The 25,532-nt window shown below is 64.5% G+C and carries 23 protein-coding genes and 1 tRNA gene; 12 read left to right on the forward strand and 12 right to left on the reverse strand.

Going from position 1 to position 25,532, the window contains the following annotated elements:
- Positions 1 to 48: 48 nt before the first annotated feature.
- The 6 genes from C41B8_RS17565 to C41B8_RS17590 form a co-directional block, all read right to left on the reverse strand.
- Positions 49 to 1,866, reverse strand: coding sequence for an ABCB family ABC transporter ATP-binding protein/permease (locus C41B8_RS17565; RefSeq protein ID WP_051883741.1), 1,818 nt, complete (start codon positions 1,864 to 1,866; stop codon positions 49 to 51).
- Between the two features lie 37 nt (positions 1,867 to 1,903).
- Complete coding sequence (locus C41B8_RS17570; protein ID WP_037341251.1) at positions 1,904 to 2,455, reverse strand: lipocalin family protein; 552 nt, start codon at positions 2,453 to 2,455, stop codon at positions 1,904 to 1,906.
- Positions 2,456 to 2,546: 91 nt separating this feature from the next.
- Complete coding sequence (locus tag C41B8_RS17575) at positions 2,547 to 4,007, reverse strand: alanine/glycine:cation symporter family protein (protein ID WP_037341253.1); 1,461 nt, start codon at positions 4,005 to 4,007, stop codon at positions 2,547 to 2,549.
- 490 nt (positions 4,008 to 4,497) lie between these two features.
- A complete protein-coding gene (locus tag C41B8_RS17580) occupies positions 4,498 to 5,544 on the reverse strand; it encodes a putative solute-binding protein (RefSeq protein ID WP_051883742.1) in 1,047 nt (348 codons plus the stop codon).
- A gap of 47 nt (positions 5,545 to 5,591) precedes the next feature.
- Positions 5,592 to 7,721 carry a TRAP transporter large permease subunit gene (locus C41B8_RS17585; RefSeq protein ID WP_051883743.1) on the reverse strand — a complete coding sequence of 710 codons (2,130 nt, stop codon included), beginning with the start codon at positions 7,719 to 7,721 and terminating at the stop codon, positions 5,592 to 5,594.
- The gene (locus tag C41B8_RS17590; protein ID WP_037341255.1) at positions 7,721 to 8,746 is read right to left on the reverse strand and encodes a hypothetical protein; all 1,026 of its coding nucleotides are present in this window, start codon (positions 8,744 to 8,746) and stop codon (positions 7,721 to 7,723) included. Before C41B8_RS17590 ends, C41B8_RS17585 begins: the two co-directional genes overlap by 1 nt.
- 227 nt (positions 8,747 to 8,973) lie before the next feature.
- Here C41B8_RS17590 and C41B8_RS17595 point away from each other — a divergent pair, with 227 nt between their 5' ends.
- Together C41B8_RS17595 and C41B8_RS17600 are read left to right on the forward strand one after the other, a co-directional pair.
- Positions 8,974 to 10,176, forward strand: a complete 1,203-nt coding sequence (locus tag C41B8_RS17595; protein ID WP_037341257.1) for a BaiN/RdsA family NAD(P)/FAD-dependent oxidoreductase — start codon at positions 8,974 to 8,976, stop codon at positions 10,174 to 10,176.
- A 30-nt stretch (positions 10,177 to 10,206) separates the two neighbouring features.
- Entirely contained in the window at positions 10,207 to 11,550 is a 1,344-nt protein-coding gene (locus C41B8_RS17600) for a lytic murein transglycosylase (protein WP_037341259.1), read from the forward strand.
- A gap of 97 nt (positions 11,551 to 11,647) precedes the next feature.
- Here the strand turns inward: C41B8_RS17600 and C41B8_RS17605 are convergent, their stop codons facing one another.
- Positions 11,648 to 12,631 carry an aldo/keto reductase gene (locus C41B8_RS17605; protein WP_037341261.1) on the reverse strand — a complete coding sequence of 328 codons (984 nt, stop codon included), beginning with the start codon at positions 12,629 to 12,631 and terminating at the stop codon, positions 11,648 to 11,650.
- A gap of 118 nt (positions 12,632 to 12,749) precedes the next feature.
- Between C41B8_RS17605 and C41B8_RS17610 the strand changes: the two genes are divergently transcribed.
- Complete coding sequence (locus C41B8_RS17610) at positions 12,750 to 13,340, forward strand: exopolysaccharide biosynthesis protein (protein ID WP_051883744.1); 591 nt, start codon at positions 12,750 to 12,752, stop codon at positions 13,338 to 13,340.
- Between the two features lie 13 nt (positions 13,341 to 13,353).
- Here C41B8_RS17610 and nei read toward each other — a convergent pair whose 3' ends face one another.
- Positions 13,354 to 14,196: an endonuclease VIII gene (nei, locus tag C41B8_RS17615; RefSeq protein WP_037341263.1), complete on the reverse strand. Its 843-nt coding sequence runs from the start codon at positions 14,194 to 14,196 to the stop codon at positions 13,354 to 13,356.
- A gap of 102 nt (positions 14,197 to 14,298) precedes the next feature.
- Here nei and C41B8_RS17620 point away from each other — a divergent pair, with 102 nt between their 5' ends.
- Positions 14,299 to 14,925: a YceI family protein gene (locus C41B8_RS17620; protein ID WP_198025278.1), complete on the forward strand. Its 627-nt coding sequence runs from the start codon at positions 14,299 to 14,301 to the stop codon at positions 14,923 to 14,925.
- 105 nt (positions 14,926 to 15,030) lie between these two features.
- Here the strand turns inward: C41B8_RS17620 and C41B8_RS17625 are convergent, their stop codons facing one another.
- On the reverse strand, positions 15,031 to 15,615 hold the full coding sequence (locus C41B8_RS17625; protein WP_037341266.1) for a cysteine hydrolase family protein: 585 nt from the start codon (positions 15,613 to 15,615) through the stop codon (positions 15,031 to 15,033).
- Positions 15,616 to 15,708: 93 nt separating this feature from the next.
- Positions 15,709 to 17,586, reverse strand: coding sequence for an ATP-binding cassette domain-containing protein (locus tag C41B8_RS17630; RefSeq protein WP_198025279.1), 1,878 nt, complete (start codon positions 17,584 to 17,586; stop codon positions 15,709 to 15,711).
- 186 nt (positions 17,587 to 17,772) lie between these two features.
- Here C41B8_RS17630 and C41B8_RS17635 point away from each other — a divergent pair, with 186 nt between their 5' ends.
- The 7 genes from C41B8_RS17635 to C41B8_RS17665 all read left to right on the forward strand — a co-directional run bounded on the left by C41B8_RS17635 (position 17,773) and on the right by C41B8_RS17665 (position 24,410).
- Positions 17,773 to 19,158 carry a DNA recombination protein RmuC gene (locus C41B8_RS17635; protein WP_084189181.1) on the forward strand — a complete coding sequence of 462 codons (1,386 nt, stop codon included), beginning with the start codon at positions 17,773 to 17,775 and terminating at the stop codon, positions 19,156 to 19,158.
- Positions 19,155 to 20,264 carry a molybdopterin-synthase adenylyltransferase MoeB gene (gene moeB / locus C41B8_RS17640; RefSeq protein ID WP_037341268.1) on the forward strand — a complete coding sequence of 370 codons (1,110 nt, stop codon included), beginning with the start codon at positions 19,155 to 19,157 and terminating at the stop codon, positions 20,262 to 20,264. Before C41B8_RS17635 ends, moeB begins: the two co-directional genes overlap by 4 nt.
- Positions 20,265 to 20,379: 115 nt before the next feature.
- Positions 20,380 to 22,089: a carbon starvation CstA family protein gene (locus tag C41B8_RS17645; RefSeq protein ID WP_037341270.1), complete on the forward strand. Its 1,710-nt coding sequence runs from the start codon at positions 20,380 to 20,382 to the stop codon at positions 22,087 to 22,089.
- On the forward strand, positions 22,086 to 22,511 hold the full coding sequence (locus C41B8_RS17650; RefSeq protein WP_037341273.1) for a hypothetical protein: 426 nt from the start codon (positions 22,086 to 22,088) through the stop codon (positions 22,509 to 22,511). The genes C41B8_RS17645 and C41B8_RS17650 overlap by 4 nt, the downstream gene beginning before the upstream one ends.
- Positions 22,512 to 22,567: 56 nt before the next feature.
- Positions 22,568 to 22,831, forward strand: coding sequence for a cory-CC-star protein (locus tag C41B8_RS17655; RefSeq protein WP_037341275.1), 264 nt, complete (start codon positions 22,568 to 22,570; stop codon positions 22,829 to 22,831).
- Positions 22,831 to 23,799: an ArsA family ATPase gene (locus C41B8_RS17660; protein ID WP_037341294.1), complete on the forward strand. Its 969-nt coding sequence runs from the start codon at positions 22,831 to 22,833 to the stop codon at positions 23,797 to 23,799. Before C41B8_RS17655 ends, C41B8_RS17660 begins: the two co-directional genes overlap by 1 nt.
- Positions 23,800 to 23,849: 50 nt before the next feature.
- The gene (locus C41B8_RS17665) at positions 23,850 to 24,410 is read left to right on the forward strand and encodes a hypothetical protein (protein WP_037341277.1); all 561 of its coding nucleotides are present in this window, start codon (positions 23,850 to 23,852) and stop codon (positions 24,408 to 24,410) included.
- Positions 24,411 to 24,428: 18 nt separating this feature from the next.
- Here the strand turns inward: C41B8_RS17665 and C41B8_RS17670 are convergent.
- Positions 24,429 to 24,504: transfer RNA gene (locus tag C41B8_RS17670), tRNA-Gly, on the reverse strand.
- Positions 24,505 to 24,673: 169 nt separating this feature from the next.
- Between C41B8_RS17670 and C41B8_RS20545 the strand changes: the two genes are divergently transcribed.
- Positions 24,674 to 25,234, forward strand: coding sequence for a hypothetical protein (locus C41B8_RS20545; RefSeq protein ID WP_037341279.1), 561 nt, complete (start codon positions 24,674 to 24,676; stop codon positions 25,232 to 25,234).
- On the opposite strand, the gene C41B8_RS20245 is transcribed toward C41B8_RS20545, so the two are convergent.
- Positions 25,180 to 25,532 (reverse strand): tyrosine-type recombinase/integrase (locus C41B8_RS20245; RefSeq protein ID WP_156962584.1); only part of this gene is annotated, 353 nt, incomplete at its 5' end. The genes C41B8_RS20545 and C41B8_RS20245 overlap by 55 nt on opposite strands.

Raw genomic sequence — 25,532 nt, forward strand, 5'->3', positions numbered from 1 at the left:
GCCTCGTCTTGCCGCAAAACAGCGCTTGGCGCGGACTCGCACGAAACCTCAACACGCCCTAGTATCGAGCGACGGGTCGCGTTCGGCGTCGTGCTGCTGGAGTTGCCACATGCGGGCATACGAGCCGCCAGCGGCGAGCAGCTCGGCGTGACGCCCCTGTTCGACCACGCGTCCGTCGTCGAGGACCACGATCCGGTCGGCATCGACCACGGTGGACAAGCGGTGCGCGATCACCAGCGTCGTGTGATCGGCGGCCAGTTCGGCCAGCGCTTCGGTAATGGCACGCTCGGCGTGGCTGTCGAGTGACGAGGTGGCTTCGTCGAAGATCAGGATCGCCGGATTTTTTAAAATCGCGCGCGCAATCGCGATGCGTTGCTTCTCGCCGCCGGAGAGCTTGAGCCCGCGTTCGCCGACCACGGTGGCCATGCCCTCGGGCAGCCGGGCGATGAATGCATCGAGATGGGCCAGCCGCGCGGCGCGCTCTATCGCCGCCCGATCGGCGGTCTCGGGGGCGCCGTAGGCGATGTTGTATTCGATGGTGTCGTTGAAAAGCACGGTGTCCTGAGGTACCACGCCGATGGCCGCGCGCAGCGACGCCAGACTGTACTCGCGGATATCGCGGCCATCGATGCAGAGCTGGCCGTGATCGACATCGTAGAAGCGAAATAACAGGCGGGCGAGGGTGGACTTGCCGGCCCCGCTGTGGCCGACCACCGCAATCTTGGCACCGGGCGCTGCCGTAAGGCTCACGCCGCGCAGAATCGGCCGCTCGGCTGTATAGCCGAAATAGACATCGTCGAACACGATTTCAGGCCGACTCGAGACGAGTTCGCCTGCGTCGGGGTGATCGGTCACGCCCGGTTCGATATCGGTGAGCGCAAACATGCGTGCGACGTCGGCCATCGCTTTCTTGAGCTCGCGATAGACGAAGCCGAGTGCGGACAGCGGCAGGAACAGCTGCAGCATGTAGGCGTTGATCATGGTGAGATCGCCGAGCGTCATGGAGCCCGCCACGACACGCCGGCCGGCGAGGATCATCATCGCCGTCATTGCCAGCGCGATGACCAGCGCCTGCAGCGTGTTGAGCACGCCCAGCGATCGCCGGGCCCGGCCCATGGCGTCGGCCCAGCGTTCGAGCTCGGCGTCGTAGCGCGCGGCCTCGAAGGCCTCGTTGCCGAAGTACTTCACGGTCTCGTAGTTGAGCAGGCTGTCGACCGCGCGGGTGTTGGCGGCGGTGTCCAGCCGATTGGATTCACGCACGTGGCGGGTGCGCCATTCCGTGAGCGCGGCGGTGACCGCGACATAGGCGACCACGCTCGCGAGCACGATCAGCGTGAACCAGATCGAGTAGTAGAACAGCAGAATTGCTGCCACCAGCCCGATTTCGAACAGCGTGGGCAGGATGTTGAACAACATGAAGCGTAGCAGGAAACGAATGCCGCCCAGGCCGCGTTCAATGTCGCGAGACAGCCCGCCCGTGCGCCGCGACAGATGAAAATTCAGATCCAGCGCGTGCAGATGCTGGAAGACCGACAACGCGACCTGATGCATGGTCCGCTCGGTGACGCGACCGAACACCAGGTCACGGATCTGGCCGAACAGGGTCGAGGCCAGGCGTAGTGCGCCATAGGCCAGCAGTAGCCCGAGCGGCAGGACGAGAGCCGCGTTGTGCTCCGAACGGTCCAGGCTGTCGACGATATGCTTGAGCGCGATCGGCAACAGCACCGATGCGCCCTTGGCGGCCATCAGAAACGCCATCGCCAGGCCAACGCGCGCCGAGTGGGCACGCAGATACGGCGTCAATGCGACCAGGCGCCGCCATTCCGCGTGGCGGACCTCGCGGGTGTCCGAAAAGCGCGGGCTCAAGACGTATGCATAGCCCGGCGCATGAACCGCGCGACCGTCACAGGTCGTTGCGCTCCGACAAGGGCTGCTGCGGAACCTTGCGCAGCTTGCTCGTGTCGTAGCCCAGATCCTTCACGCGCTGGACCAGGGCCTGATAGCGCTTGTCGCTGATGTGCGGTGTCCGCGCCATGATCCAGACATAGTCGCGCTTGTCGCGCGCGATGATGGTGCTGTCGTAGTTCGGGCTGACGTAGGAGATCACGTACTGCAGGCGCAGGACATGGTAAAAATGCATCGCCCAGACCGCGTTGCCGGTGCCGTCGATCACCGTGCCCGTGGGCGTCATCGTGTGCTGCTTGCCGTTGAAGCCGCCCTCGCGATACGTGAATTTCACGTGGATCGTATTGCCCTGGCCGCGGGTATAGCGCTCGATCTCGTTGTAGGCGTTCTTGGTCTTCGACGGCGGGATGTGCGCGATCACATACCACGGGCCCATGAAGCGATCGAGGTTGACATTGTGTTCGCGCGGGAAGCTCGGGCTCGGCACGACGCTACAGGCCGACAGCGCCATAAGGGCAAGCAGGGGAATCAGAATACGGAGTCGGGACATGACGGTCTCCAATATGCGGCGGCCCGGGGCGGGCCGCCGCATCTATAGTGTATGTCGTGGCTACGCAGCGCGCGCCGCGACGGATGCCGCATTAGTCCCAGATCCCGGGCTCGACCTGCTCGGGTTTTTTGAGTACGCGCTTGTGGAATACCGGATCGCCGGTGCCGGAGCGCCGCTGTTTTTCATAGTCGCGCAGCACCCGCAGCGCAATCGGGAACAACAACAGAATGGCGACCAGGTTGGTCGTGGCCATCAGGCCCATGGCGAAGTCGGCGAAATGCCAGACGAAGCTCAGCGTGGCCACCGAGCCGATGAACACCATGGCCAGCAGGAACGGCCGGATCCAGGCGATCGCCTTGTCGCCGAGATCGCCGAAAAGATAGTCGATATTGATTTCGGTATAGGCAAAGTTGGCGAGGATCGAGCTGTACGCGAAGAAGAAGATCGCCAGCGCGATGAACCACTCGCCGAAGGCGCCGAGGTGATACTGCATGGCGTCCTGGGTGAGCTTGATGCCTTCCAGCGACTGGCCGGCCGCATGCGCCTGCAGGATATGGTCGTACACGCCGGACAACAGAATCACGACCGCGGTGCAGCTGCAGATGATCAGCGTGTCGATTACCACGCCGAAGGCCTGTACCAGACCCTGGGCCGCCGGATGCTTGACCTCGGCCGTGGCCGCCGCGTTCGGCGTCGAGCCCATGCCGGCCTCGTTGGAGAACAGGCCGCGCTGCACGCCGTTCTTGAGCGCGGCGGCGACCGCATAGCCGGCCGCGCCGCCCGCTACCGGACCGTAACCGAACGCGGATTTCACGATCAGTGCCAGCATGTCCGGCACCTGCGCATAGTTCACGATCAGGATATACGCCGCGACCAGGAAATAGCCGACCGCCATCACCGGCACGATCTTTTCGGCCGTTTTCGCGATTGATTTGATGCCGCCATAAATCACGACGGCGGTGAGGATCACCAGCGCGATGGCCGTCACCCAGTTCGGCACGCCGAAGCCGCCCTCCAGACCCTGGGCGATGGTGTTGGCCTGGGCGCCGCAGAACGCGAAGCCGTACGCAATGACCAGGAACACCGCGAACACGATGCTCATCCAGCGTTGCCCGAGCGCACGCTCGATGTAGTACGCCGGGCCGCCGCGATAAATGCCGTCGCCATGATGGACCTTGTAGACCTGCCCGAGGGTACATTCGATGAAGGTGGTGGCGATGCCGACCAGCGCGGTCATCCACATCCAGAAGATCGCGCCCGGCCCGCCGGCGAACAGTGCCAGCGCCACGCCGGCCAGATTGCCGGTGCCCACGCGCGCCGCCAGCGAGGTTGCCAGCGCCTGAAAAGAGCTGACCCCCTTGCCGCTGCCTTTTTCGGTGAACACCAGCGCGGCCATGTGCGCCAGCAAGCGGAATTGCAGGCCGCGGGTGGCGACGGTGAACACCAGGCCGGCCCCGAGCAGCAGATAGGTCAGGATGTAGTTCCAGATGAAGCCGCTGACCGGATTGACGACCGTATTCACGGCCTGTTCCAGCGTGTCGATAATCGTCATCGAGTTGTCTCCCCGGCGCATCCGGCGGGATGCGCAATAAAACTTGGGCGACGATACGGCGTCGTGGCCATTGGGCCCGTACGCGGTGCTCCGGCACCAAGCATGAGCCACGCCAGCACGGGCATGGCCGGTTGGACCGGCACAGGCCGCGGCGTCTGCATCGTCGCGTGAAACGAATTGTCCCTGTGGAAGAACGTCCCCCGACGCCCGTTCGGTCCGGCCACTTCACTGTACCGGATACCCGAAGCCGGATCGGCGTCTTGATCGAGCAACTGCCGGGATCAATGGGCAGCGCGCGGGTGACGAGGCCACCCTGGTCTCGTCGGCGTGCTGCGTCCGCTCTTCATTGTGGGCGCCCTTTTTACAGCGCTGTCCGGGGCGAGGCAATTGGCCGGACGTCGTGTATCGGTCCGGAACTCCTTGGGGTTAATAAAAAAAGCCCGCCGCGCGGACGCGGCGGGCCCAGGGCTAGCCGGTCAGGCGATGGCGGTCAGTGCACCGGGCCGCCCTCGCTGTCCAGGCTGCATTCGGCCAGACCCGGATGGGTCGAACAGCGGATCTTTTTCAACAGATGCTGCATCTTGTGGCTGTACCAGCCGTCGTCCCACAGTTTCTGGCGCGTTTTGCGAAACATCTCCCGATATTTTTGATCGCGTTCACCCGAGATGTGTACCCAGTACTTGTCGGGAATCTTGTTGTCGGAGCGTTTGACCCGGCGCATGGTGGGGTCGTACATATTGTTGAACACCCAGGTGCGCGATTTCTGGCCAAAGTCGGCCGGGAACTTGTCCTTATGGAAGACCAGCTGGCCCGACAGCATACCGAGCACGAAATCGGCGATGCCGCCGTTGTTGCCCAGGCCCTTGTAGAGCTCGAGCGCGTCGTAGGCGAATGACGGGGCATAGGCCAGATCCACGCTGCCGTTGTTGAACATTGGCCCGAGCGAGGCAATCGACGCGCCTACGGGCGATGCGCCCGCCACATTGGCCAGCGTCGAGGCCTGCTTGTCGTAGGACAGCACGGCGATTTTTTTGCCCGCGAGTTTCTTTAATGAATCCAGATCGTTGCGGTTGCGTGCGAACAGGAACGCTTTGCCCAGCGGCACGACGCCGGCGACTTCGTAGCCGCCTTGTTGCATGTACTTGGCGGCCTTGGGGCTCGACATGACCTGGATCGCGGTCTTTTCCTGGGCGTAGGTTTGCAGGCCGCCGGCCATGTCGAGGCTGCCGGCGAACTTCACAAAGTGGATATCGCGCACGCCGGTGATGGCCGCCATATCGCACTTGCCAGCCTTGAAATCGTTGGCCGCCACGGCTTCGTCGGTATAGGCCTTCGGCTTGAGCTTGATGCCCCAGGAGCGCGCCTGAACGATGTAGTCCTGAAACGATTGATAAATAAAACCGTTGGCACCGATTGGATCGTAGATGCACAGGGTGCGGGTTTCCGTGGCGGCCGCCGGCTGCAGCGCGCCGGCGGCCAGCGCGACAGCGCCGAGCGCCAGCCCGGCCAGCCGGCGGGTGATGAGATTGCGAGTCATGATTGCTCCTCCTTGGATGTTATATCCGGACGGCCAAAACACGGCGTTCAGAACACGGCGTTGAAGATCAGCGGGGCGAACGCTACGAGCAGCAGCGACGAGGCCATGACGGCCATCGGCAACAGAATCGATTCGTAGCGACGCCAGAAACTCGGGTCGTCGGCCACTTCGGCATAGGCCGCGGCATACTCGGCCTCGCCGACCACCTGTCGGGTCAGCAGCTGGTTGAGCGCAACCGGTGGGCTGAGATAGCCCAGTTCGAAGGCCACCAGCACGATCATCCAGAAATGCACGGGGTTGATGCCGTTGTCGTAGGCGACCGGCGCGATAGTGGCGCTCACCAGGATGATGGCGCCGTAGGGGTCCATGATCATGCCGATCACCACCAGCATGAGCACCAGAATCGCGGTGGCTTCCCAGATATTGCCGAGATGGGCCGGGAACAGATTCATTACCCCGGAGCGTTCCATCACGCCGCCGAACACGATCGACAGCGTCATCAGCATCAGCAGCGCGCCGATGAGCGTGGAGGTTTCCGCGGTGGCCGCGCGCAGGGCGTTGGCGAAGCCGGCCGGCTCATACGACGGCGGCGATGTCTCGCCCCGGTCGGCGCTTTCCAGTTGATCGCCGTGCAGACGACGGGCCCGCCAGCGATCGTAGGCCAGCAGGGCGATCAGCATCAGCGGCAGGATGACCGGCGCCGAGAATTCATTGAAGCTTTGGCCGAGCAGATGCGAGTACACCAGCACCACCGCGGCCCCGATCAACAGATAGGGCACCAGCGGCACGATCGCGCTTAGCGTCTGCGGCAGGGCCGAGTCCGGCGTCGCCAGATGGGGACGCGATTTACGGGTGAGATAAATGAAGCCGCAGAACAACAGGGCGCTGAGCGCGAACACGTAGATGCCCCAGCCATACAGTTGGTCGGTCGTGACCTGCCGGTTCAGCGCGGCGATGATCACGACCATCAGGCAAGGGTTGAGCACCACGCCCATGCTGCCGGACATGGCGGTCGAGGCGATTGCCAGCTGGCGATAAGTGCCGGCGATACGCAGCTCCTGGTAGATCACTACGCCGATGGCCAGCACGAAAATGCCGGAGGCGCCGGTATAGGCCGTCGGCCAGGCCGAGGCCAGCACCAGGATGATCACCACGAACTCGGGGCGCATCTCCCAGGAGCGGAACAGCCCGAAGACCAGTGCCGCGATCCGGGTGTGCTTGAGCATCATGCCCACCCAGACATACAGCCCGATGCTGGTGTACAGATCGGCGAAGCGGATCATCTTCGTGAGCTGAATCACCGGCCCGGCGGCGTACTGCTCGACGCAGAAGAAATACAGAATCGAAACCAGCGCCAGCCAGCAATACAGCGGCACGGCCAGTAGAGCACGCAACACGGAACGGTCGTCGCCGGCATCGGCCGGGACCTTCACGAGCCGCCAGGCCGAAACCGCCGCCAGCACCGCGAAACCGGCGGCCCAGCCTGCATCCAGCAACAGATCGCCGCCGCCGTCGAGCTGCATCCAGGCCAGCGCGCTGACGGTCATGGCCAGATGCGTGGCCAGCTGTGCGCCTGCCGAAACGCGGTGATCCAAACGGCTGGCCGGCGGGCGCAGCGCGATCTGCTCGCTCAGCGCGAGCGCGATGACGCCGCCGAACAGGATCAGCAAGACCAGAATATATGGCTGCCAGGCCTGGCCGATAGTGTTGATCTGCCCCACGCCGAGCTCGATGGTACGAAACGCCCGCAGCGCGGCCGTGTCGGTCATCCGCTGGTTATAACGATACTGCTGGAAGCTCTGGCGACATTGCTGGCGCTGGGCCAGTAGCGACTGGCGCAGGGCCTTGGGATCGGCGGGGCCCGCATCGAACAGGCTGTCGCTGTCGGCCTTGGCCTGCTGCGCCTTGTGTACCCGGGCCTGGATATCCGGGTTCGGGTCGCAGTGGGGCTTGACCATATCGACGCGCAGCAGGTTGTAATCCTGCCAGATATGGCCGCCCAGGCTCAGCAGCTGGCCGTGCACGAACGCACTGGTGCCGAACACGATAGCCAGCAGCAACAGGGCTGCCGTCGGCAGCGTGACCAGCCAGCTGCGCACGTGGCTATAGAGCGTCGGCCGGTCGCCGGCGTGCGGATCGGAGACGGCCGACCCGTCGTTCACATAGAGTTCGGCCATCAGTTCAGCAGGCTATCGACGTCCACTTTGGACGAATCATCGTTCTGTTTCTTGTCGTCGCCGGGGAAGGTGCCGAGATTGAGAAACGGCGTACGCTGGCCGGTCTTCTGGGTCCAGATTTCGTCCGACAGGAACATCGCCTCGCGGTAAGCGACCTGGGTGAAGATGCGGTAATCCTTGGGCCCGTTGCCAGCGTTGTAGATCTTGGCGACCTGCCGGATGCCGTCGCGCTCGCGTTGCGGATCCGAGCGGCCGTAGCCGGCTTCGGCATAGAGCATCGCGGCCATGGGCATGCCCTTCGATTGGCCCAGGTCGGCCGCGGCCTTGAGCTGTTGCCAGGGCTGTGCGCCATTGGGTGCCGTGCCCGGCACGCTCAGCCAGACCACCGCCTGCAATGCATTCGGTACGCCCCACCACTTATCGTTGTCCAGGCAGTGGGTCGCCCGTGCCGCCCGGGCGGCGATGTCCTGGGGCACGCCGACGCTGCTGCCCGCGCGGATATCCGATAGTACTGCCTGTACGGATGTCAGCAGGCCGGTGAGATATTCCATCTGTTCGGTATCGCTGCCGAGCGTGGGGCATTTACCGTCGCCGATCTTGCCGAAGGCATTTTCGGTGTCGTGATAGACCTTGAGCCGGCGTTCGGCCGTGCGCTGGTATAGCCGCTGTGCCTGGATACGGGCATCGCGTGCCTCGGTGGTATGGCCGGCATGCAGGGCGCGGTCGAAATGCAGCTGGGCTTCCTGGGCGGCGGCTTCCGAGCACAGGCCGGCTAGCGTGTGCGTGTTGAGCAGGACCCGGCTGGGTGCGTCCATGACCCGGCCGAAGGAGCCCAGCAGCTGGGTCTGGCCGAGACCCGTGCCACAGGCCGACATGTCGAGATCGTCGCTGGCATAGACATGCGGCACGACTTCGTCCTGCGCCAGGTGATTGAGCACGGCCCCGGTGGGTTTGTAGATCAGGCCACAAGCGCCGAGTGCGGACGTGACGATCAGGATCAACGGCAGACGTAGGATCTTGGCCATGGCAGGTTCTCCCTCCTCCGACATATAGCTCGGTATCGACGGACGGCGAAAAGAGGCCGCCGTTGATCGAAGGCGACCGCCGGTTCGCGCCCGGCTTCGTGGTGGGTCTATCCATTTCGCCAGGGCGCCCGCGATCGCGTATTGGAAAAACTATATTTTTAGAAATGCGAGGCCAAGGTACCAAAACGTCGTATGCGACAATCTCGATTGATCGACCTGCGATACCCATGACCCAGTCAATCGATACTGATGTGATCGTGCTCGGCGGCGGCGCGGCCGGGCTGATGTGTGCTGCCGTGGCCGGCGCGCGCGGACGCCGCGTGCACGTGCTGGAAAAAACCCGGCGCGTGGGCAAGAAGATCCTGATGTCGGGCGGCGGGCGCTGTAATTTCACCAATCTCTACAGCGAGCCCGCCAACTTCCTGTCGGCCAACCCGCACTACTGCAAGTCGGCGCTGGCGCGCTACACGCCCGCCGATTTCATCGCACTGGTGGAGGCGCACGGCATCGCTTACCACGAGAAAGAACGGGGGCAGCTGTTCTGCGACGAGTCGTCGAAGCAGATCGTGCGGATGCTGCTGGACGAGTGCGAAAACGCTGGCGTGAACGTGCATACCGAGGTGGATATCCGACGGTTCTCGCGCACCGACGACGGCACGTTCCGGGTCGAGACCGGTGCTGGTGTCTGGACCGGCGCCGCGCTGGTGGTCGCGACCGGCGGCTTGTCGATTCCCAAGATGGGTGCCTCCGGCTTCGGCTTCGACCTCGCGAGTCAGTTCGGGCTGGCCGTACGCGAGCCGCGCCCGGCGCTGGTGCCGTTCACGCTACCGACGCGGGATCGCAAGGCGTTCGCCGAACTGTCCGGCCTGGGTCTGGATGTCGAGGCGCACTGCAACGAGGGAAGCTTCGATGCCGGCATGTTGTTCACCCATCGCGGCTTGAGCGGCCCGGCCATGCTGCAGGTGTCGTCCTACTGGCAAGCGGGCGATGCTGTCGGCGTGGATTTTCTGCCGGGCCGGGACGCCGCGGGCTGGCTCGCCGAGCGCCGCACATCCCGCCCGAACGCGCGGCTGTCGACCGTGCTGGCCGAATGCCTGCCGAAGCGTCTGGCCGCCTGCCTATGTCGTGATGCGGGCGCGGCCAGTCTGGGCGAGCCGCGTCTGAAGAGTCTGTCGGACGATGATCTGGCCGCGCTCGCGGCCCGGCTCGCCGACTGGCGGTTCCAACCCGACGGTACCGAGGGCTATCGCACGGCCGAGGTGACGATCGGCGGGGTGGATACCGACGCTCTGTCGTCGGCGACCATGGCCGCGCGCGACGTACCCGGTCTGTATTTCATCGGCGAAGTTGTGGATGTGACGGGTCATCTCGGCGGCCATAATTTTCAGTGGGCCTGGGCCTCTGCGAATGCCGCAGGTCAGGTAGTCTAGGGCGCATGTTCTTCGACTGCGTTGTTCAACATGCCGTACCGATTGGCTTTCCGTGCCACGCTGCCCTTGATCGTGGCGCTTGCCGGCTGTGCCACCCATGCCCCGGCCGAGACGCCGGCCCCCGGGCAGTCTGGGGCGAGTAGCGCCGACAAGTCATCGACGACGGCCGATCATTCGGCGTCGTCGGCGCAGAACGGGTCGAGCCATAGTCAGCAAACGCCGGCCAGCGTCAACGGTCGCGATGTGGCCGGGTTCGCGCGCTGGGTGGCAGGTTTCGAGCGTCGCGCGCGGGCCAAAGGCGTGTCCAGCTCGACGCTGAACACGGCCTTCGGCAATGCCGAGTTCCTGCCGTACGTCATCGAGCTCGACAACCGCCAGCCGGAGTTCAATCGCGCGATCTGGGATTATCTGGATACCGCGGTCTCGAATACCCGGATCAGCCATGGACGCGAAAAACTGGCGACCTATCAGGACACCGCCGATCGCGTGGCCCAGCGCTATGGCGTGCCGGGCTCGGTGATCGTGGCCATCTGGGGCATGGAGAGCAATTACGGCTCGAATTTCGGCCACTACGAGACGATCGATGCGCTCGCCACCCTCGGCTACGACGGACGACGCGAATCGTTCGCCGAGAACCAGCTCTACGCGGCGCTCAAGATTCTGGCCAACGGCGACATCAGCCGTTCGGACATGCGCGGCTCCTGGGCCGGGGCCATGGGTAACACCCAGTTCCTGCCGACCAGTTTCCTGTCGTATGCGGTGGATGCCGATGGCGACGGCCGGCGCGATATCTGGGGCTCGATCCCCGATACTATGGCCTCGACGGCCAATTACCTGGCGGACAACGGCTGGCATACCGGCCAGCCCTGGGGACGCGAAGTCGTCCTGCCGTCCGGCTTTGATTACGCCCAGGTGGACGGCGAGACGCATCAATCGACCGCGGCCTGGCGTGCCGAAGGCGTACAGCCGGTGGATTCGCGCGGCCTGCCGGATTTCGACTCGGCGGCCATCATCGCACCGGCCGGCGCGTCGGGACCGGCGTTCATGGTCGGGCCGAATTTCCGCGTGATCAAGCGTTACAACAACGCCACCAGCTATGCGCTCGCGGTCGGCTTGTTGTCCGATCAGATCCGTGGCGAACCGGGCGTCGAGCAATCCTGGCCGCGAGACGAAGCCAGCCTGTCGCGCCAGCAGGTGCTGGCGCTGCAGCGCGGTCTGAATACGCTCGGCTATGGCAGCGGCACGCCGGACGGCATCGTGGGGCCGAACACGCGGGCCGGCGTGCGCGCATTCCAGAATGCCCGCGGGCTCACGGCCGATGGTTTCCCGACGCAGAGCCTGCTGGACAAGGTCGAGGCGGCGACCGGCGGATAGGCCGTGTTCGGGATGGCCGGCCGTGGTACACCGTGCCCATAAAAAAGCCGCCCGAAGGCGGCTTTTTTTCGCATCAGCGTCTGTCGGATCGCTTTGCTTATTCGTGACCGGCAATCTGATGCGGCACGTAGGGCGCTTCGAGCTTGGCTTTCTCGTCCTCGGTGAGGGTCAGATCCATCGCCGCGATCGCGTCGTCGAGATGGTGTTCCTTGCTCGCCCCGACGATGGGCGCGGTCACCTGCGGATGGGCCGCCACCCAGGCCAGCGCCACCTGGGCCATGGAGACGCCACGGGCTTCAGCGACTTCGCGCACGGCCTCAACGATGGCATCGTCGGACTCGGCTGCGCCCAGGCCCCATTTCTGCGTCATGTTGTCGGTCTGCGACCGCTTGGATTCGCCGCCCGAGCCCTGTTTCTTGCCGGCCAGCACGCCGCGCGCCAGCGGGCTCCACGGAATCACGCCCACGCCCTGATCGGCGCATAGCGGCAGCATCTCGCGCTCTTCCTCGCGGTAGACGAGGTTGTACATCGGCTGCATGGTCACGAATTCGGTCCAGCCATTGGCGCGTGCCACCTCCTGGCACTTGGCGAACTGCCAGGCATACATCGACGATGCCCCGATGTAGCGGGCCTTGCCGGCCTTGACCACGTCGTGTAGCGCTTCCATGAACTCCTCGACCGGGGTGTCGTAGTCGAAGCGATGAATCTGGTACAGATCGACATGATCCGTGCCGAGGCGCTCGAGCGAGGCATCGATGGCGTGCATGATGTGCTTGCGCGAAAGGCCGCGGTTGTTGGGCCCGTCGCCCATCGGGTTGTAGACCTTGGACGCCAGCACGAAATCCTCGCGCGCGGCGTAGTCGATCAGCGCCTTGCCGACGACCTTTTCCGACTCGCCCTTCGAGTACATGTCGGCGGTATCGAAGAAATTGATGCCGGCATCCAGCGCCTTCTTGATGAACGGCCGGCTGGCCTGTTCGTCGAGCACCCATTCGCGCCATTCCGGCGTGCCGTAGGTCATCGTGCCCAGACACAGCGGCGAAACCCGCGTGCCCGTCGAACCCAGTTGCTTGAATTCCATGAATTTAGAGGGTTGCGATATGTGTGGTGGTTACAATAATCGCCGTTATCCGTACCCACAAGCTCAGTCGCCGTTCAAGTTGGGTGTGGCGTGGTACTGTGCGCGGCTCGATTTTGGGATGGCGGGACCGGTGGAACGCGGCACCACGCTTACGACGCTGCTGGAGATTCTTGAATCCGGCAGCGACAGCGAACAACTCACGCTCGGCGAGGTGCTGACCACCATCGGCGAGCGGGGCTATGCGCCACTGACGCTGATGCTCGCGCTGATCGCGATTCTGCCGACCGGCGCCGTGCCCGGCGTGCCGACGGTCTGCGGGATATCCATCGCGCTCGTGTCCATCCAGCTCGTGTTCGGCAAGCGTTATCCTTGGCTGCCGAAAAAAATGCGGGCGATGTCGATCAGCCGGACGCGGTACACGAAGGTCGCCGAGCGCGTACGGCCGTGGACCCGGCGTATCGATCGCCTCGTGTCGCCGCGGCTGCACTGGTTGGTCGAGGGCGCAGCGACGCGTGCGCTTGGCATGTTGTTCGTCGTGCTGGCGCTATGCATGCCGCCGCTGGAGATCCTGCCGTTCGCCGCTGCGGCGCCGGGCGGGGCAGTGGCGTTGATCAGCCTGGGTTTAGCCGGCCGCGATGGTCTGTGGGTCTTGCTCGGATTACTGCCGGCCGCACTCGGCGGCTGGCTGGTCTACGGCCTGGTGACGTGAGCGTTCGCCGCGCTCAGTCGGGCATCGGCTGGCAATCCGGACAGTAGTAAAGCCGGCGGCTGGCGATCGTGGTCTTGATGATCTCGCGGCCGCACTCATAGCAGGCGCGCCCTGCGCGGCCGAACACCATATGCCGCCGCTGGCCAAAAGAGGCGCCTTCGTCTTTCAGACGCTTCGCCCGTTCGGGCGGATTGGTGATGCCTTTCGTCTCGTAGGCGCGCCGAATCAGACGCACGACAGCCTCGGCCAGGCGCTGCTTCGCGTCGTCGTCGAGATTCTTCGGCCGGGTTTTCGGCGCGATGCCCGCCTCGAACAGAATCTCGGAGCGCAGGTAATTGCCGATGCCGGCGATGAAACCTTGGTCCAGCAATAAGCCGCCGAGTGCCCGGCCGGCAAAACGCGTGTCGTTCAGACGCTCGACCAGAGCGGTGGCGCGGATGTCCTCGTTGAGCGGATCCGGGCCGAGGTTGGCCAGATAGGGCACGTCGTCGAGCGCATCCGGGCGTACCAGGCGGATATCCGAGGCGCTGTACAGGCGTGCGGCCTTGTCCCGGGTGAACACCGCAAACCGCAACTGGCGCCGGGTGTTCGGTTCGGTCTCTGCACGCGTGATCCGCCATTTGCCGTAAAGCTGATTGTGGCTGTAGACACACCACGGGCCGTCGTCGCCGCGGGCGGCGAAAAATACGAGCACGGCCTTGCCGCGTGCCTCGACGCCGGTCACCCGGCGCCCGGCGAGCGCGGACTCGAACCCTTTGAAACGATCGAAGGCAAAGAACACCTGGCGAGCATCGCGGTTGCCGACCGCGTCGGCGATGTCGTCCACCATGCGGCGGATTTCCGGTCCTTCGGGCATGTGCGCGGGGCAGGTATGAAGATTGATGCGATTCTACGCAGGCCGCCAGCGTGCGGTTGCGTGCTAGCTTTATGCCAAACCGCTCACATCAGGAATGAACCGATGACTTTTCGTGGATGCGCCCGACGCGCCAGCGCCGGGCTCGTGCTTGGCGTGACGGTCGCCACGGCGGCGCATGCGGCGCCCGATCTCAAGCCGGGTACTTACAAGATCGATATCTCGCACACTTATGCCCATTTCCGGATCCACCACATGGGCCTGTCGACGATGCACGGGCGCATGGACGCGCGCAAAGGCACGATCCGGATCGGCGCCGACCCGGCCGACAGTTCGGTGACCATGATCTTCGACCCGGCCAGCGTAGATACCGGCGATGATTCGCGCGACGAGCATCTACGTAAGATGGACGGCTTCTTCCACGTCGAGGAATATCCGTCCATCACGTTCAAGTCGACACAGGTCACGTTCGATGGCCCCGATCACAGCGCCGCGAAGGTCACCGGCAAGCTGACGTTGCACGGCGTGACGCGGCCGGTGACGCTGGATGTCGATCACATCGCCTGCAAGGTGAACCCGCTGGAGCAGAGCAAATACACCTGTGGCTTCAACGCGGAAACCGAAATCAGCCGGAGTGCCTTCGGGATGGACGCGTATCCGAAACTGGTCGGCGACCAGGTCCACCTGTCGTTCGAGGTCGAGGCGAACAAGCCGGTCGATTCCGGGCAATAGAGCGGGATCGGGACTTTGGCTGGTGGCAGGCGGGCCAATGCGAGCGGTTCACCCGGGCCGGGCGCGCGGCCGAGATGAGCCCCCCGGCCGGCGCCTTGGTCGGGATCAGTTCGACGGCAGTTCGTCGGAGGTCACGATCTCGCAGATACGTGACAACTGCCGGATCGAGGCGTGATGATCCTCGATGTCGTCGGTGGCACAGGCGTCCTCGATCACGCGGATACGATAGTCGCGATCGTGGCCGTCGCGAGCGGCCGATTGCACGGCCCAGCTGGTCGAGACGCCGCAGAGATACAGCGTGTCGATGGCGTTGGCGCGCAGTACCGCTTCAAGCGGCGTGGCATAGAACGCGTTCACCCGCGGTTTTTCCACCACGAACTCCCGCTCGGCGTTGGCCGGCGTGGCGTCGAGCGCTTCATGGAATTCGGTGCCCCAGGTGCCGAGCTGCAGGACGCCATTCTCCTTGGCCTTGCCGAACAGCGGCGAACGGCTCGGGCATTCGGCATAGCCCGGCCCGAAACCGACCTTGACCAACACGACGAACCAGTCGTTGGCTCGGGCATGGGCCAGAGCGGTATTGGCGTGCTCGATCACGCGGCGCTCGGCGACTTGCGTCGCCGCGCCGGCCATCGGGCTGTCGGGATGCACGATGTCGTTGATGAAGTCGAGAGCGATCAGGGCTGTGGTCATGGCCGTTCCTTGGTCGTTTGATGGCCCGACTTTATCAGGCTCGTCCGTCCGCGCGTGTCGAGGTTCCGCCGGGTCCGGTCGCTCCGCGATGATTCATCCCTGCTTGGCTTCGAGTGCTTCCCAGCGTTCCAGCGCGGCTTCGAGCTCGGCCTCGACCGCGGCGTGCGCGTCGGTGGCTTTCTTGATATCCGCCGGGTTGCGATCGTAGAAGCCGGGTTCGCCGAATACCGCCTGGCGTTTCTCCAGGTCGGCCTCGAGCCGGTCGATGCGTTTGGGCAGGTCGCGCAGTTCCTTGCGTTCGGCGGTCGACAGCGCGGATTCAGTTTTTGGTTTGGGCTTCGGGGCCGCGGCCGGCTTTTTTACGGGGGCGGCCGCCGCGGGTTCCGCCGGGCGTTGGCGCAGATAATCCGAGTAACCGCCGACGTACTCGGCCACGCGGCCGTCGCCTTCCATCACTAGCGAACTGGTCACCACGTTGTCGATGAAATCGCGATCGTGCGAAACCAGCAGCAGCGTGCCTTCGTAGCTGGTCAGGCGTTCCTCGAGCAGTTCCAGCGTCTCGACATCGAGATCGTTGGTGGGCTCGTCCATCACCAGCAGATTGGCCGGGCGAGTGAACAGCTTGGCCAGCAGCAGCCGGTTGCGCTCACCGCCGGATAGCACATGCGTCGGGCTGCGGGCGCGCTTGGGCGAGAACAGGAAATCGCCCATATAACTCATGATGTGGCGATCCTGGCCGTTGATGGTCACCGACGAGCGCCCGCCGGCAACGTTGTCCAGCACGCTGATGTTGTCGTCGAGCGCGGCGCGATGCTGGTCGAAGTGGGCGATTTCGAGATTGGTGCCGAGCTTGATCGTGCCGGCATCCGGCTCGAGCTGGCCGAGCAGCAGGCGGATGAGCGTGGTCTTGCCCGCGCCGTTGGGCCCGATGATGCCGACCTTGTCGCCGCGCTGGATAGTGGTGGTCAGATTGGTGACGATCGGCTTGTCGCCCCAGCTGTACGCGATCTTGTCGGCCACGATCACGTTCTTGCCCGAGCGCGCGGCATCCTGGGTGACGATGTTGGCCGACCCGGTACGTTCGCGCCGCTCCGCACGTTCGGCGCGCATGGCCTTGAGTGCCCGCACGCGGCCTTCGTTGCGGGTACGCCGGGCCTTGATGCCCTGACGAATCCAGGTTTCCTCTTGCGCCAGCTTCTTGTCGAACTCGGCGTTGGCGCGTTCCTCGTCGGCCAGCGCCTTGTCCTTGCCTTCCAGGAACTTGTCGTAGTCGCCGGGCCAGGAGGTCAGGCGGCCGCGATCCAGATCGATGATGCGGGTGGCCAGATGGCGCAGGAACGCGCGGTCATGGGTGATGAACAGCAAGGCGCCGTTCCAGTTCAGCAGAATCTCTTCCAGCTGGGCGATGGCGGCGATGTCGAGATGGTTGGTCGGCTCGTCGAGCAGCAACAGATCGGGCTCGGAGACCAGCGCGCGGGCCAGCAGCACGCGGCGCTTCTGGCCGCCGGACAGCGCGGTGAAGTCGGCCTCCGGGTCGAGCTTGAGGCGGCTCAGCGTGGCCTCGACCTGCTGGGCCAGCGTCCAGCCGTCGTGGGCTTCGACGTCGGCTTGTGCTTTGGAGAACGCATCCATCACATCTTCGCCGGCCGACAGCCGTGCGGCCAGATCGTGGAAGCGCGCGACCGCTTCGCCCGCGGCGCCGAGGCCGGCGGCGGTGACTTCATACACGCTGCCGGTCGTCGCGGCCGGGACTTCCTGCTCCAGCCGCGAAATCTTCAGCCCCGGCTTGGTCTCGCGCTTGACGTGATCGGGCTCGATCTCGCCGGAGACGATCTTCATCAACGTCGACTTGCCGGTGCCGTTACGGCCCACGAGCGCCACGCGCTCGCCGGCAGCGATGGACAGTTCGGCGGAATCGAGCAGAACCTCGACGCCGTAGGACAACGACAGTTCGCGGAGTTGCAGCAGCATGGGCAGGACGCCGGTCGGGCGGTGACAAAAACGAGCGCTATTGTACGCGCCTGCCCGGATTCTCGCGTGCGCGACGGGGCGGCCGGGCAACTGTTCGCGCGCGCAGGCAGCGGGTAGACTGCGGGCTCGTACTGTTCTTATTTACAGTCCGCCACCGCGCGGCCTGCACGTGAACCCCACGCCTGCATGAATGCATCCGTCGTTATTGTCATCGTCGTTGCGCTGATCGTCGGCGCCGTGTTGGGCGCCGTCGTCGCCACGCTCATGGCTCGCGCCACGCGCGCCGGTCTGGCCTCGAAGCTGGACGCGCTCGAACACGAGCACGCCGCGCGCGGCAAGGCGCTGGCGGCTGCCGAGGACGAACTTGCTGCCGCGCGCAGCGAGAACGCCCGGCTCGGCGAGCGGCTGGATGCCGAGCAGCGTCATGCCGAGGACAAGCTCAAGACGCTGACCGAGGCGCGCGAGCAGATGGCGCACCAGTTCAAGACACTGTCGCAGGAGATTCTCGAGGAGAAGACCAAGGCGTTCAACGAATCCAGCAAGGCCAGCCTGGAGCCGCTCATCAACCCGTTGCGCGAGCATATCGGGCGCTTTGAAAAACAGGTCAAGGAAGCCTACGACGTCGAGAACCGCCAGCGCAGTGCGTTGGCCCAGCAGATCCGGATGCTGGAAGAGTCGAACAAGGCGATCGCCGAGGATGCCACCAATCTCACCAAGGCGCTGCGTGGCGAGTCCAAGACCCAGGGCAACTGGGGCGAGATGATTCTGGAAACCGTGCTGGAGCGCTCGGGGCTGGAAAAAGGCACGCAGTACGACACCCAGTTCGCGGCCACCACCGAGGACGGGCGCCGCCAGCTGCCCGACGCGGTCGTGCATCTGCCCGAGTCGCGCTCGCTGGTGATCGATTCCAAGGTGTCGTTGACCGCGTATCTGCGGGTGCAGGAAGCCGAGGACGAAGAGACACGCCGCCAGGCACTGGCCGAGCATATCGCCTCGGTGCGGCGGCATCTCAAAGGCCTGTCGGAGAAGAACTATCAGGGGATCGACGCGATCCGGACGCTGGATTACGTGTTCATGTTCATCCCGTCGGAGGCGGCCTATGTAGAGGCGCTGCGCGGCGACTTCAGCCTGCAGCGCGAAGCGCTCGACGCCAACATCGCGCTGGTGTCGCCGACCACACTCATGCCCATGCTGCGCGCGGTGGAGAATCTCTGGCGGCTCGACAAGCAGGAGAAGAACGCCGAGGCGATCGCGGCCCGCGCGGGCACGCTGTACGACAAGTTCGTCGGTTTCCTGGGCGACCTGGACAAGGTCTCGCGTAATCTGGATACGGTGAACAAGTCGTTTGCCGATGCCCGCAACAAGCTGGTCGACGGTCGTGGCAATCTGGTGCGTCAGGCCGAAATGCTGCGGGCGATGGGCGCGAACACCTCCAAGACCGCGCCCAAGCAATGGCGCGAGCAATCCCAGCTCGGCGCTGATCGGGCCGCGGCCGATCATGCCGGCGGCGGCGAGCTCGATGCCCTAGATATCGGCGAGGACGATCGCCGCGAGCAAGGACGTGGATCATGAGTATTTCCGTTCGAGAACGTCTGGCCGCGCTGCGTGAGGCGCGGCCGCCGGTCGAGCCGCTCGAGGCCCAGCGGCTTGCCGAGGCCGGCGCCTGGCTGATCGATATCCGGGAAGCCGATGAAATCGCCCAGGGCACGCCGGTCGGCGCGAAGCCGCTCGGCCGGGGCTTTCTGGAGATGCGCCTGGAACGCGAGGGCGCCGCGGCCGACGATACATTGCTGTTGCTCTGTGCGTCGGGCTCCCGCTCGTTATTGGCCGCCGATCAGTTGCACCAGCTCGGCTATACCGACGTGCGTTCGGTGGCCGGCGGTTTTGACGGCTGGAAAGACGCCGGGCTCCCGTTCGAAATGCCGCCCATGCTCGATGCCGGCGACCGGGCGCGCTATGCGCGCCAGCTCACGCTGCCCGAGGTGGGTGAGGGCGGACAGACCAAGCTGCGCGATGCGCGTGTGCTCGTGATTGGTGCCGGCGGTTTGGGCAGTCCGGCGGCGCTGTATCTGGCCGCGGCCGGGGTGGGGCATCTGGGAATCGTCGATCACGACACGGTCGATCGCTCCAACCTGCATCGCCAGATCCTGCATCGCGATGCCTCGGTCGGCCAGCCCAAAGTGCGCTCGGCCCAGGCCACGCTCAGCGCGTTAAACCCCGCGATCGAAATCGAGCCAATCGAGACACGCGTCGGCCCCGACAACGCGGCCGAGCTGGTGGCCGGCTATGACTTGGTGGTCGACGGTTCCGACAATTTCTCGGCGCGCTATGCCATCAACGATGCCTGCGTGGGCGCGAACATTGCGCTGGTCTACGGCGCAGTCGAGCGGTTCAACGGGCAGGTGGGCGTGTTTCCGGCCGGCGGACAGCCGTGCTATCGCTGCCTGTTCGCGGAAGCTCCGCCGGCCGGCAGCGCGCCGACCTGCGCCGAGGCCGGCGTAATCGGCGCGGTGCCCGGCATCGTCGGCACGATCCAGGCGCTTGAAGCCATCAAGCTGATCGTCGGTATGCCCGACACGCTCGCCGGCAAGCTGTTGTCGCTGGATGTGCGAACCCAGCGCTGGCGGACCTTGAGCCTGCCGGGTAACCCGCATTGCACGGTGTGCGGCACGGCTTAGCGCACAGTTCAAGCGCGGCGTGGTTCGACATTAGTCGACTGTCGGGGCTTCGGACCCGGCCGGTATCCTGTCGGTATTCCGTTGTATCCAATGATTTTGCCGTCGAGGAACGCGCATGCCGGCTTTTTATCTGATCGTGATTACGCTGGGGGCCTTTTATCTGGGCTACCGCTTCTATTCGAAGTATCTGGCCGAACGGGTTTATGCGCTGGACCCGAACTTCAAGACGCCGTCGCACGAGTTTTCCGACGGCGTGGATTTCGTGCCCACCAACAAGCATATCCTGCTCGGTCACCACTTCACGGCCGTAGCCGGTGCCGCGCCGATCGTGGGGCCCGCGATCGCCGTGTACTGGGGCTGGCTGCCGGCCATCGCCTGGGTGATTCTGGGCACCATCTTCGGGGCCGGCGTGCACGACTTCGGCGCCATCGTGACCTCGGCGCGCAACCGCGGCCAGAACATCGGCACGCTCTCGGGCAAGGTCATCTCGGCGCGGGCGAGCACGTTGTTCCTGCTCATCATCTTCTTTCTGCTGACGCTGGTGAACGCCGTGTTCGGCGTGGTGATGGCGATTCTGTTCCAGGCGCATCCGGGCTCGGTGATTCCGGCCGTGATCGTGATTCCGATCGCCATGTGCATCGGGCAGTGGGTCTATCGCATGAAGGGCGCGGTGCTGATCCCGTCGATCATCGGCCTGGTCTTGCTATATGCCGCGATCCCGGTCGGGCAGGCCTACCCGATCCATATCGATGGTCTGGCGAATCTGCTCGGGCTGTCGGTCCGGACTACCTGGATCATCCTGATCTTTGCCTACACCTGGTTCGCTTCGCGTCTGCCGGTGTGGCTGTTGCTGCAACCGCGTGACTACATCAATGGCCAGCAGCTGCTCGTCGCGTTGGTGGTGATCTTCGCCGGCGTGATCGTGGGCTGGGACCAGATTGTCGCCCCGGCTGTGAACCATGTCGCCGCCGATACCAAGCAATGGTTCCCGTATCTGTTCATCACCATCGCCTGCGGCGCGATCTCGGGTTTCCACAGCCTCGTGGCTTCGGGCACGACGTCCAAGCAGATCGACAAGGAAACCGACGCCCGCTACATCGGTTACTGCGGCTCGCTGGGTGAAGGCTCGCTGGCGCTGGCGGCCATTCTGGCCTGCACGGCCGGGCTGGGCTCGGCCGCCGACTGGAGCTCGGCTTATTCCAGCTTTGGCGCGGCCTCGGGCGGCGCCCTCGGGCATTTCGTCGACGGCGTCGGGCACTTCCTGTCCAACCTGGGGATCGATGCGCAGCTAGGCGCGTCCTTCGCCGTGGTCGTGGTCGTGACCTTTGCTGGTACCACCATGGATACCGGCGTGCGCCTGCAGCGCTATATCCTCGAAGAAATCGCCGAATTGGCGGGTTTCCGTAGCCTGGTCGGCAAGACCACCGTGCTCACCACGTTGGCGGTCGTCATTCCGCTCGCGCTGGCCTTGGTGCCGGGCGGCGACAGCGCGGGCGGCAAGGGCTTCGCCTTCGGCCAGCTCTGGACGCTGTTCGGCACGACCAACCAGCTCACGGCCGGTCTGGCCCTGTCCGTGATCAGCGTTTGGGTGATGTCGCGCAACCGCAATCCGCTGGCCGCGATCGTGCCGCTAACGTTCCTGTTGTTCATGACCAGCTGGGCGCTGGTGCTCAACCTGATCTCCTTCCTGCAGGAAGGCAGCTGGATGCTGTTGATCATGGACGCGGCCATCGCCGTCCTGACCGCCTGGTTGATCGTGGAAGCCGTGACCGCGCTCAACCGCCAGCGCGGAGAGCGCCGGGCCGAGGTCGCCGACGAGTCATGACCGTCGGCGCCGGCCATCGTCTGATGCTCGTTCGCGAGCAGGATGCCCAGCACAGCGGCTCCGGCTGCTGTGGCCGGCTCGGCGAGGCGCATACCGACCTGGGCGGCGCGGCCGACTATGCTCATAGCCGCGCCGTGATGGCATCGATCGGCGTGGTTTACCGGCGTCTGGAGCGCGCCGCGCCGGGGCTGGAAATCGATGTCGTCGACCCGCGCAATACGATCTGGCTGTATCCGGCGGTTTGGCGCGCCTCGCGTCGGGCCGGGCGCGGTGTCGGCGCGTCGTTGAGGAGTTTGACGCGCGCGGGCGCGGCCGCGGCCGTGGTGCTCGACGGCGAAGTCCTGTACTCGGGGGTGTTACCGGATCCCGAGGTGGTCGTGGCTACGATCATGGCAAAGTTGCACGCCTTGCACGCCGCCTGAGGCCGTAACGGCGTCAGCCGTGCGATTCTATTTTCGACGGGCCGAGCGGAGGCCGCATGGCGGACGACAAGAGTCTCTGGCGTCGTATCAACAGCTATCACGACGAACTGTTCGTCGCGCCCTGGCGAGCGAGCATCGCGCGTGAGGCGCGCAAGGAAGAAGACGTGCTCGTGGCCCTGCTGTTTCTTGAGGCGCTGGGTATCCCGGGGTCGGCCGATTATTTCGCGCTGGAGCTCTACCCGGATCTGATCGAGGCGTTTCATCACTGGCACCAGCGCATGGGCATGGAAACGTTTCCCGAAGCTGGGGTGTGCTGCTGATGGCAGCCAAACACGCGCACGACGAGCCGACCCGTTTTTTTCTCTTCGGCGGCAAGGGTGGCGTCGGCAAGACCACGCTGGCGGCGGCCCACGCCCTGCGCCTGGCGGCCGGCGGCGATCGCGTGCTGTTGGTCTCCACCGACCCGGCGCACTCCGTATCTGATCTGCTCGACACGCGGCTCGGCGACGAGCCGACCCCGGCCGGCGACAATCTTTGGGCGATGGAAATCGACCCCACGGCGGACGCCGAGCGCTATGTCGAATCGATTCGCGAGGACGCCCGTGAGGCGGTATCGAAAGCCGTGCTGCCGGCACTGGACCGGCATCTCAAACTGGCCGTACAGGCGCCGGGCACCGCCGAGTCGGCGTTGTTCGACCGCTTCACGCGGCTTATGGACAGCGCCCCGGGCGATTACGACCGGATCGTGTTCGATACCGCGCCGACCGGGCATACGCTGCGTCTGCTGACCCTGCCGTCGATGCTGGGAGCCTGGGTGGAAGGCCTGGCTGGCCAGCGCGCCAAAGTGAACCGGCTGCAGGGTATGTGGCGCTCGATGGCGGGGGTGTCGGAGCCGGATCGCGACGACCGCGTGCTCTCGCGCTTACGCCAGCGCGCCGATCGCTTCACCCGCGCCCGACAGCGCCTGCATCGCGAGGCGCTGTTTCACCCGGTCCTGCTGGCTGAGCGGCTGCCGATCGAGGAAACCGTGCGCTTGATCGACCAGTTGGGCGAGGCGGGCATCCCGGTCGGTGAGTTGTTCGTCAATCGCTTGTGGCCGGCCGATACGCAGAGCGCGTTCGTGGCCGAGCGGGTCGCGCAACAGGACGAGTATCTGGCTGAGATCCGCGAACGCTTTGCCAAGCGAACGCTGGTCGAAGTCGCTCAAAGCGCGCGCGATATTGTAGGCCGCGCCCAGCTCGACAAACTGGCCGAACGCCTACCCGAGCCAACGATCGCGACCGGTTGAAGCATGTTCAACGACTGGCGAGCGTCGAGCATTACGGCTAGCCTTGCGCCATGATCACGAATGCTTTGTTTCGCGTCGGCGCACGACGTATCGCCACGCTCGTCTTGTGTCTGGCTCTGCCTGTCGGCATGACGGCTTGTGCTGGGCTACCCACCCAGAGCTTTATCGCCCCGGGCGCGCACAATGCCCGCTACGACGGCTTTCTCGCCTACGGCGCATTTAGCGATCTGGCGGTCGAGGGCGCGTACGAGAAAGCCATGTGTCGCCAGCTGCTGGCCGCCGGGCACGCCTGCGAAACCATGCTCGATGCCGCGTCGCCCACCGCGCCGCAGAACGGTGCGAGCCGTCGGCGTGCCGCAATCGGCAGCGGCGCCCAGGCCGTCGTCATGATCGAATTGCTCGATCCCAGCGCCGATTCGCGCCGCATCCTGGCCTCGGGCCGGCCGGGATACCGGGTCAGCCTGATCGACATCAAGAGCCAGAAAGTGGTCGCGCGCTTCGCCATCGAAGGGCGCAAGAGCAACGAGGAGCCAGCCACTCGCGCCAAGCGCGTCGCGCGCGCCGTGACCCACGCGCTGCAACAACGCCATCTGCTCAAGCAGCGGTCGTGATCGCGGAACGAAATAGAATGGAGCGGCAGACGAGATTCGAACTCGCGACCTCGACCGTGGGAGGGTCGCGCTCTACCAACTGAGCTACTGCCGCACAAGGACTTACATCACTGTTGGGGGAATATTGGGGGAATTTTGGGGGTAAAGCAAGCGCTCTCGGCACTGCATCTGATAACGAAAAAGGTCATCGGGGGAGTCTGTGATTAGTAACCTCTTCGCGTTTTCGTGCCCAAGTACGCCCGCTTCAAACCATTATTGGCGGCTTGGCTGGCGCGCTACCAGCCGCACTGCTCGCCGCATGGGTCGGATATGGGCAGATCAAAACCAACCGCGAGAAATTACGGTGGGATCTATACCAGCGTCGTTTTCGGGTTTTCGAGTTTGCTGTTCGCGATTACCAGACGCTGCTCGAATCGCCAACACTAGACACACAAGAGGCGAAGGAGATACAGCGACAATTCATCGAGGTGAAACTTGAGTCGCAGTTCCTGTTTCGTAGCGGTTCAAGGATTCAGCAAATCATGGACTCTATCGATACAGATGCGGCGATCGTGGTTGGCATCCGCCGTATGTTCAAAGCTGGCAATCGCGGCCTGCCTCCGCCGCTGGTAGCTGAAGAAGACGAAAAGGTCATTAAGGCACTCGGCGATATCGGGAAGGCAATTCCTGATCTCCAAGAGGCACTCAGCGAGTACCTGAGCTTTGAATCCGTAGAGAGGCCCCGTCGGTATTTGATCGGTGGTCGTTTAAGCGAATTGATAAATGAGTTTCAGCTTCTTATTGCTAAATCCGCGCGAACGATAACCGGTTTATTTTCTTCGTGATCCTTGGCGTAGTGGTCGACCATCTTCTTACCTGCGTGGCCGGATAGGGCGCCGATGTAGTCGTCATCGAATCCCGCCGCGCGGTATAGGTGGATCCCGAACGCTCGCAACTCATGCAGCGTCGGTCGCTGTTTGATCGGCAGGTGGTCGTATGCGCCGGCCTTGTCGCGCGCCGCCGAGAACGCCTTGCTCAAGTAATCCAGCGTGAGCGCGAACGGGTGGGGTTTGGCCTTACGTGTTACCGCCGATGTAAAAATGACCCCCTGACGCCGACATAATTTTGCCCCCCCCCTGGGTG

The sequence above is a fragment of the Salinisphaera hydrothermalis C41B8 genome (assembly GCF_000732535.1).
GTDB lineage: Bacteria > Pseudomonadota > Gammaproteobacteria > Nevskiales > Salinisphaeraceae > Salinisphaera > Salinisphaera hydrothermalis.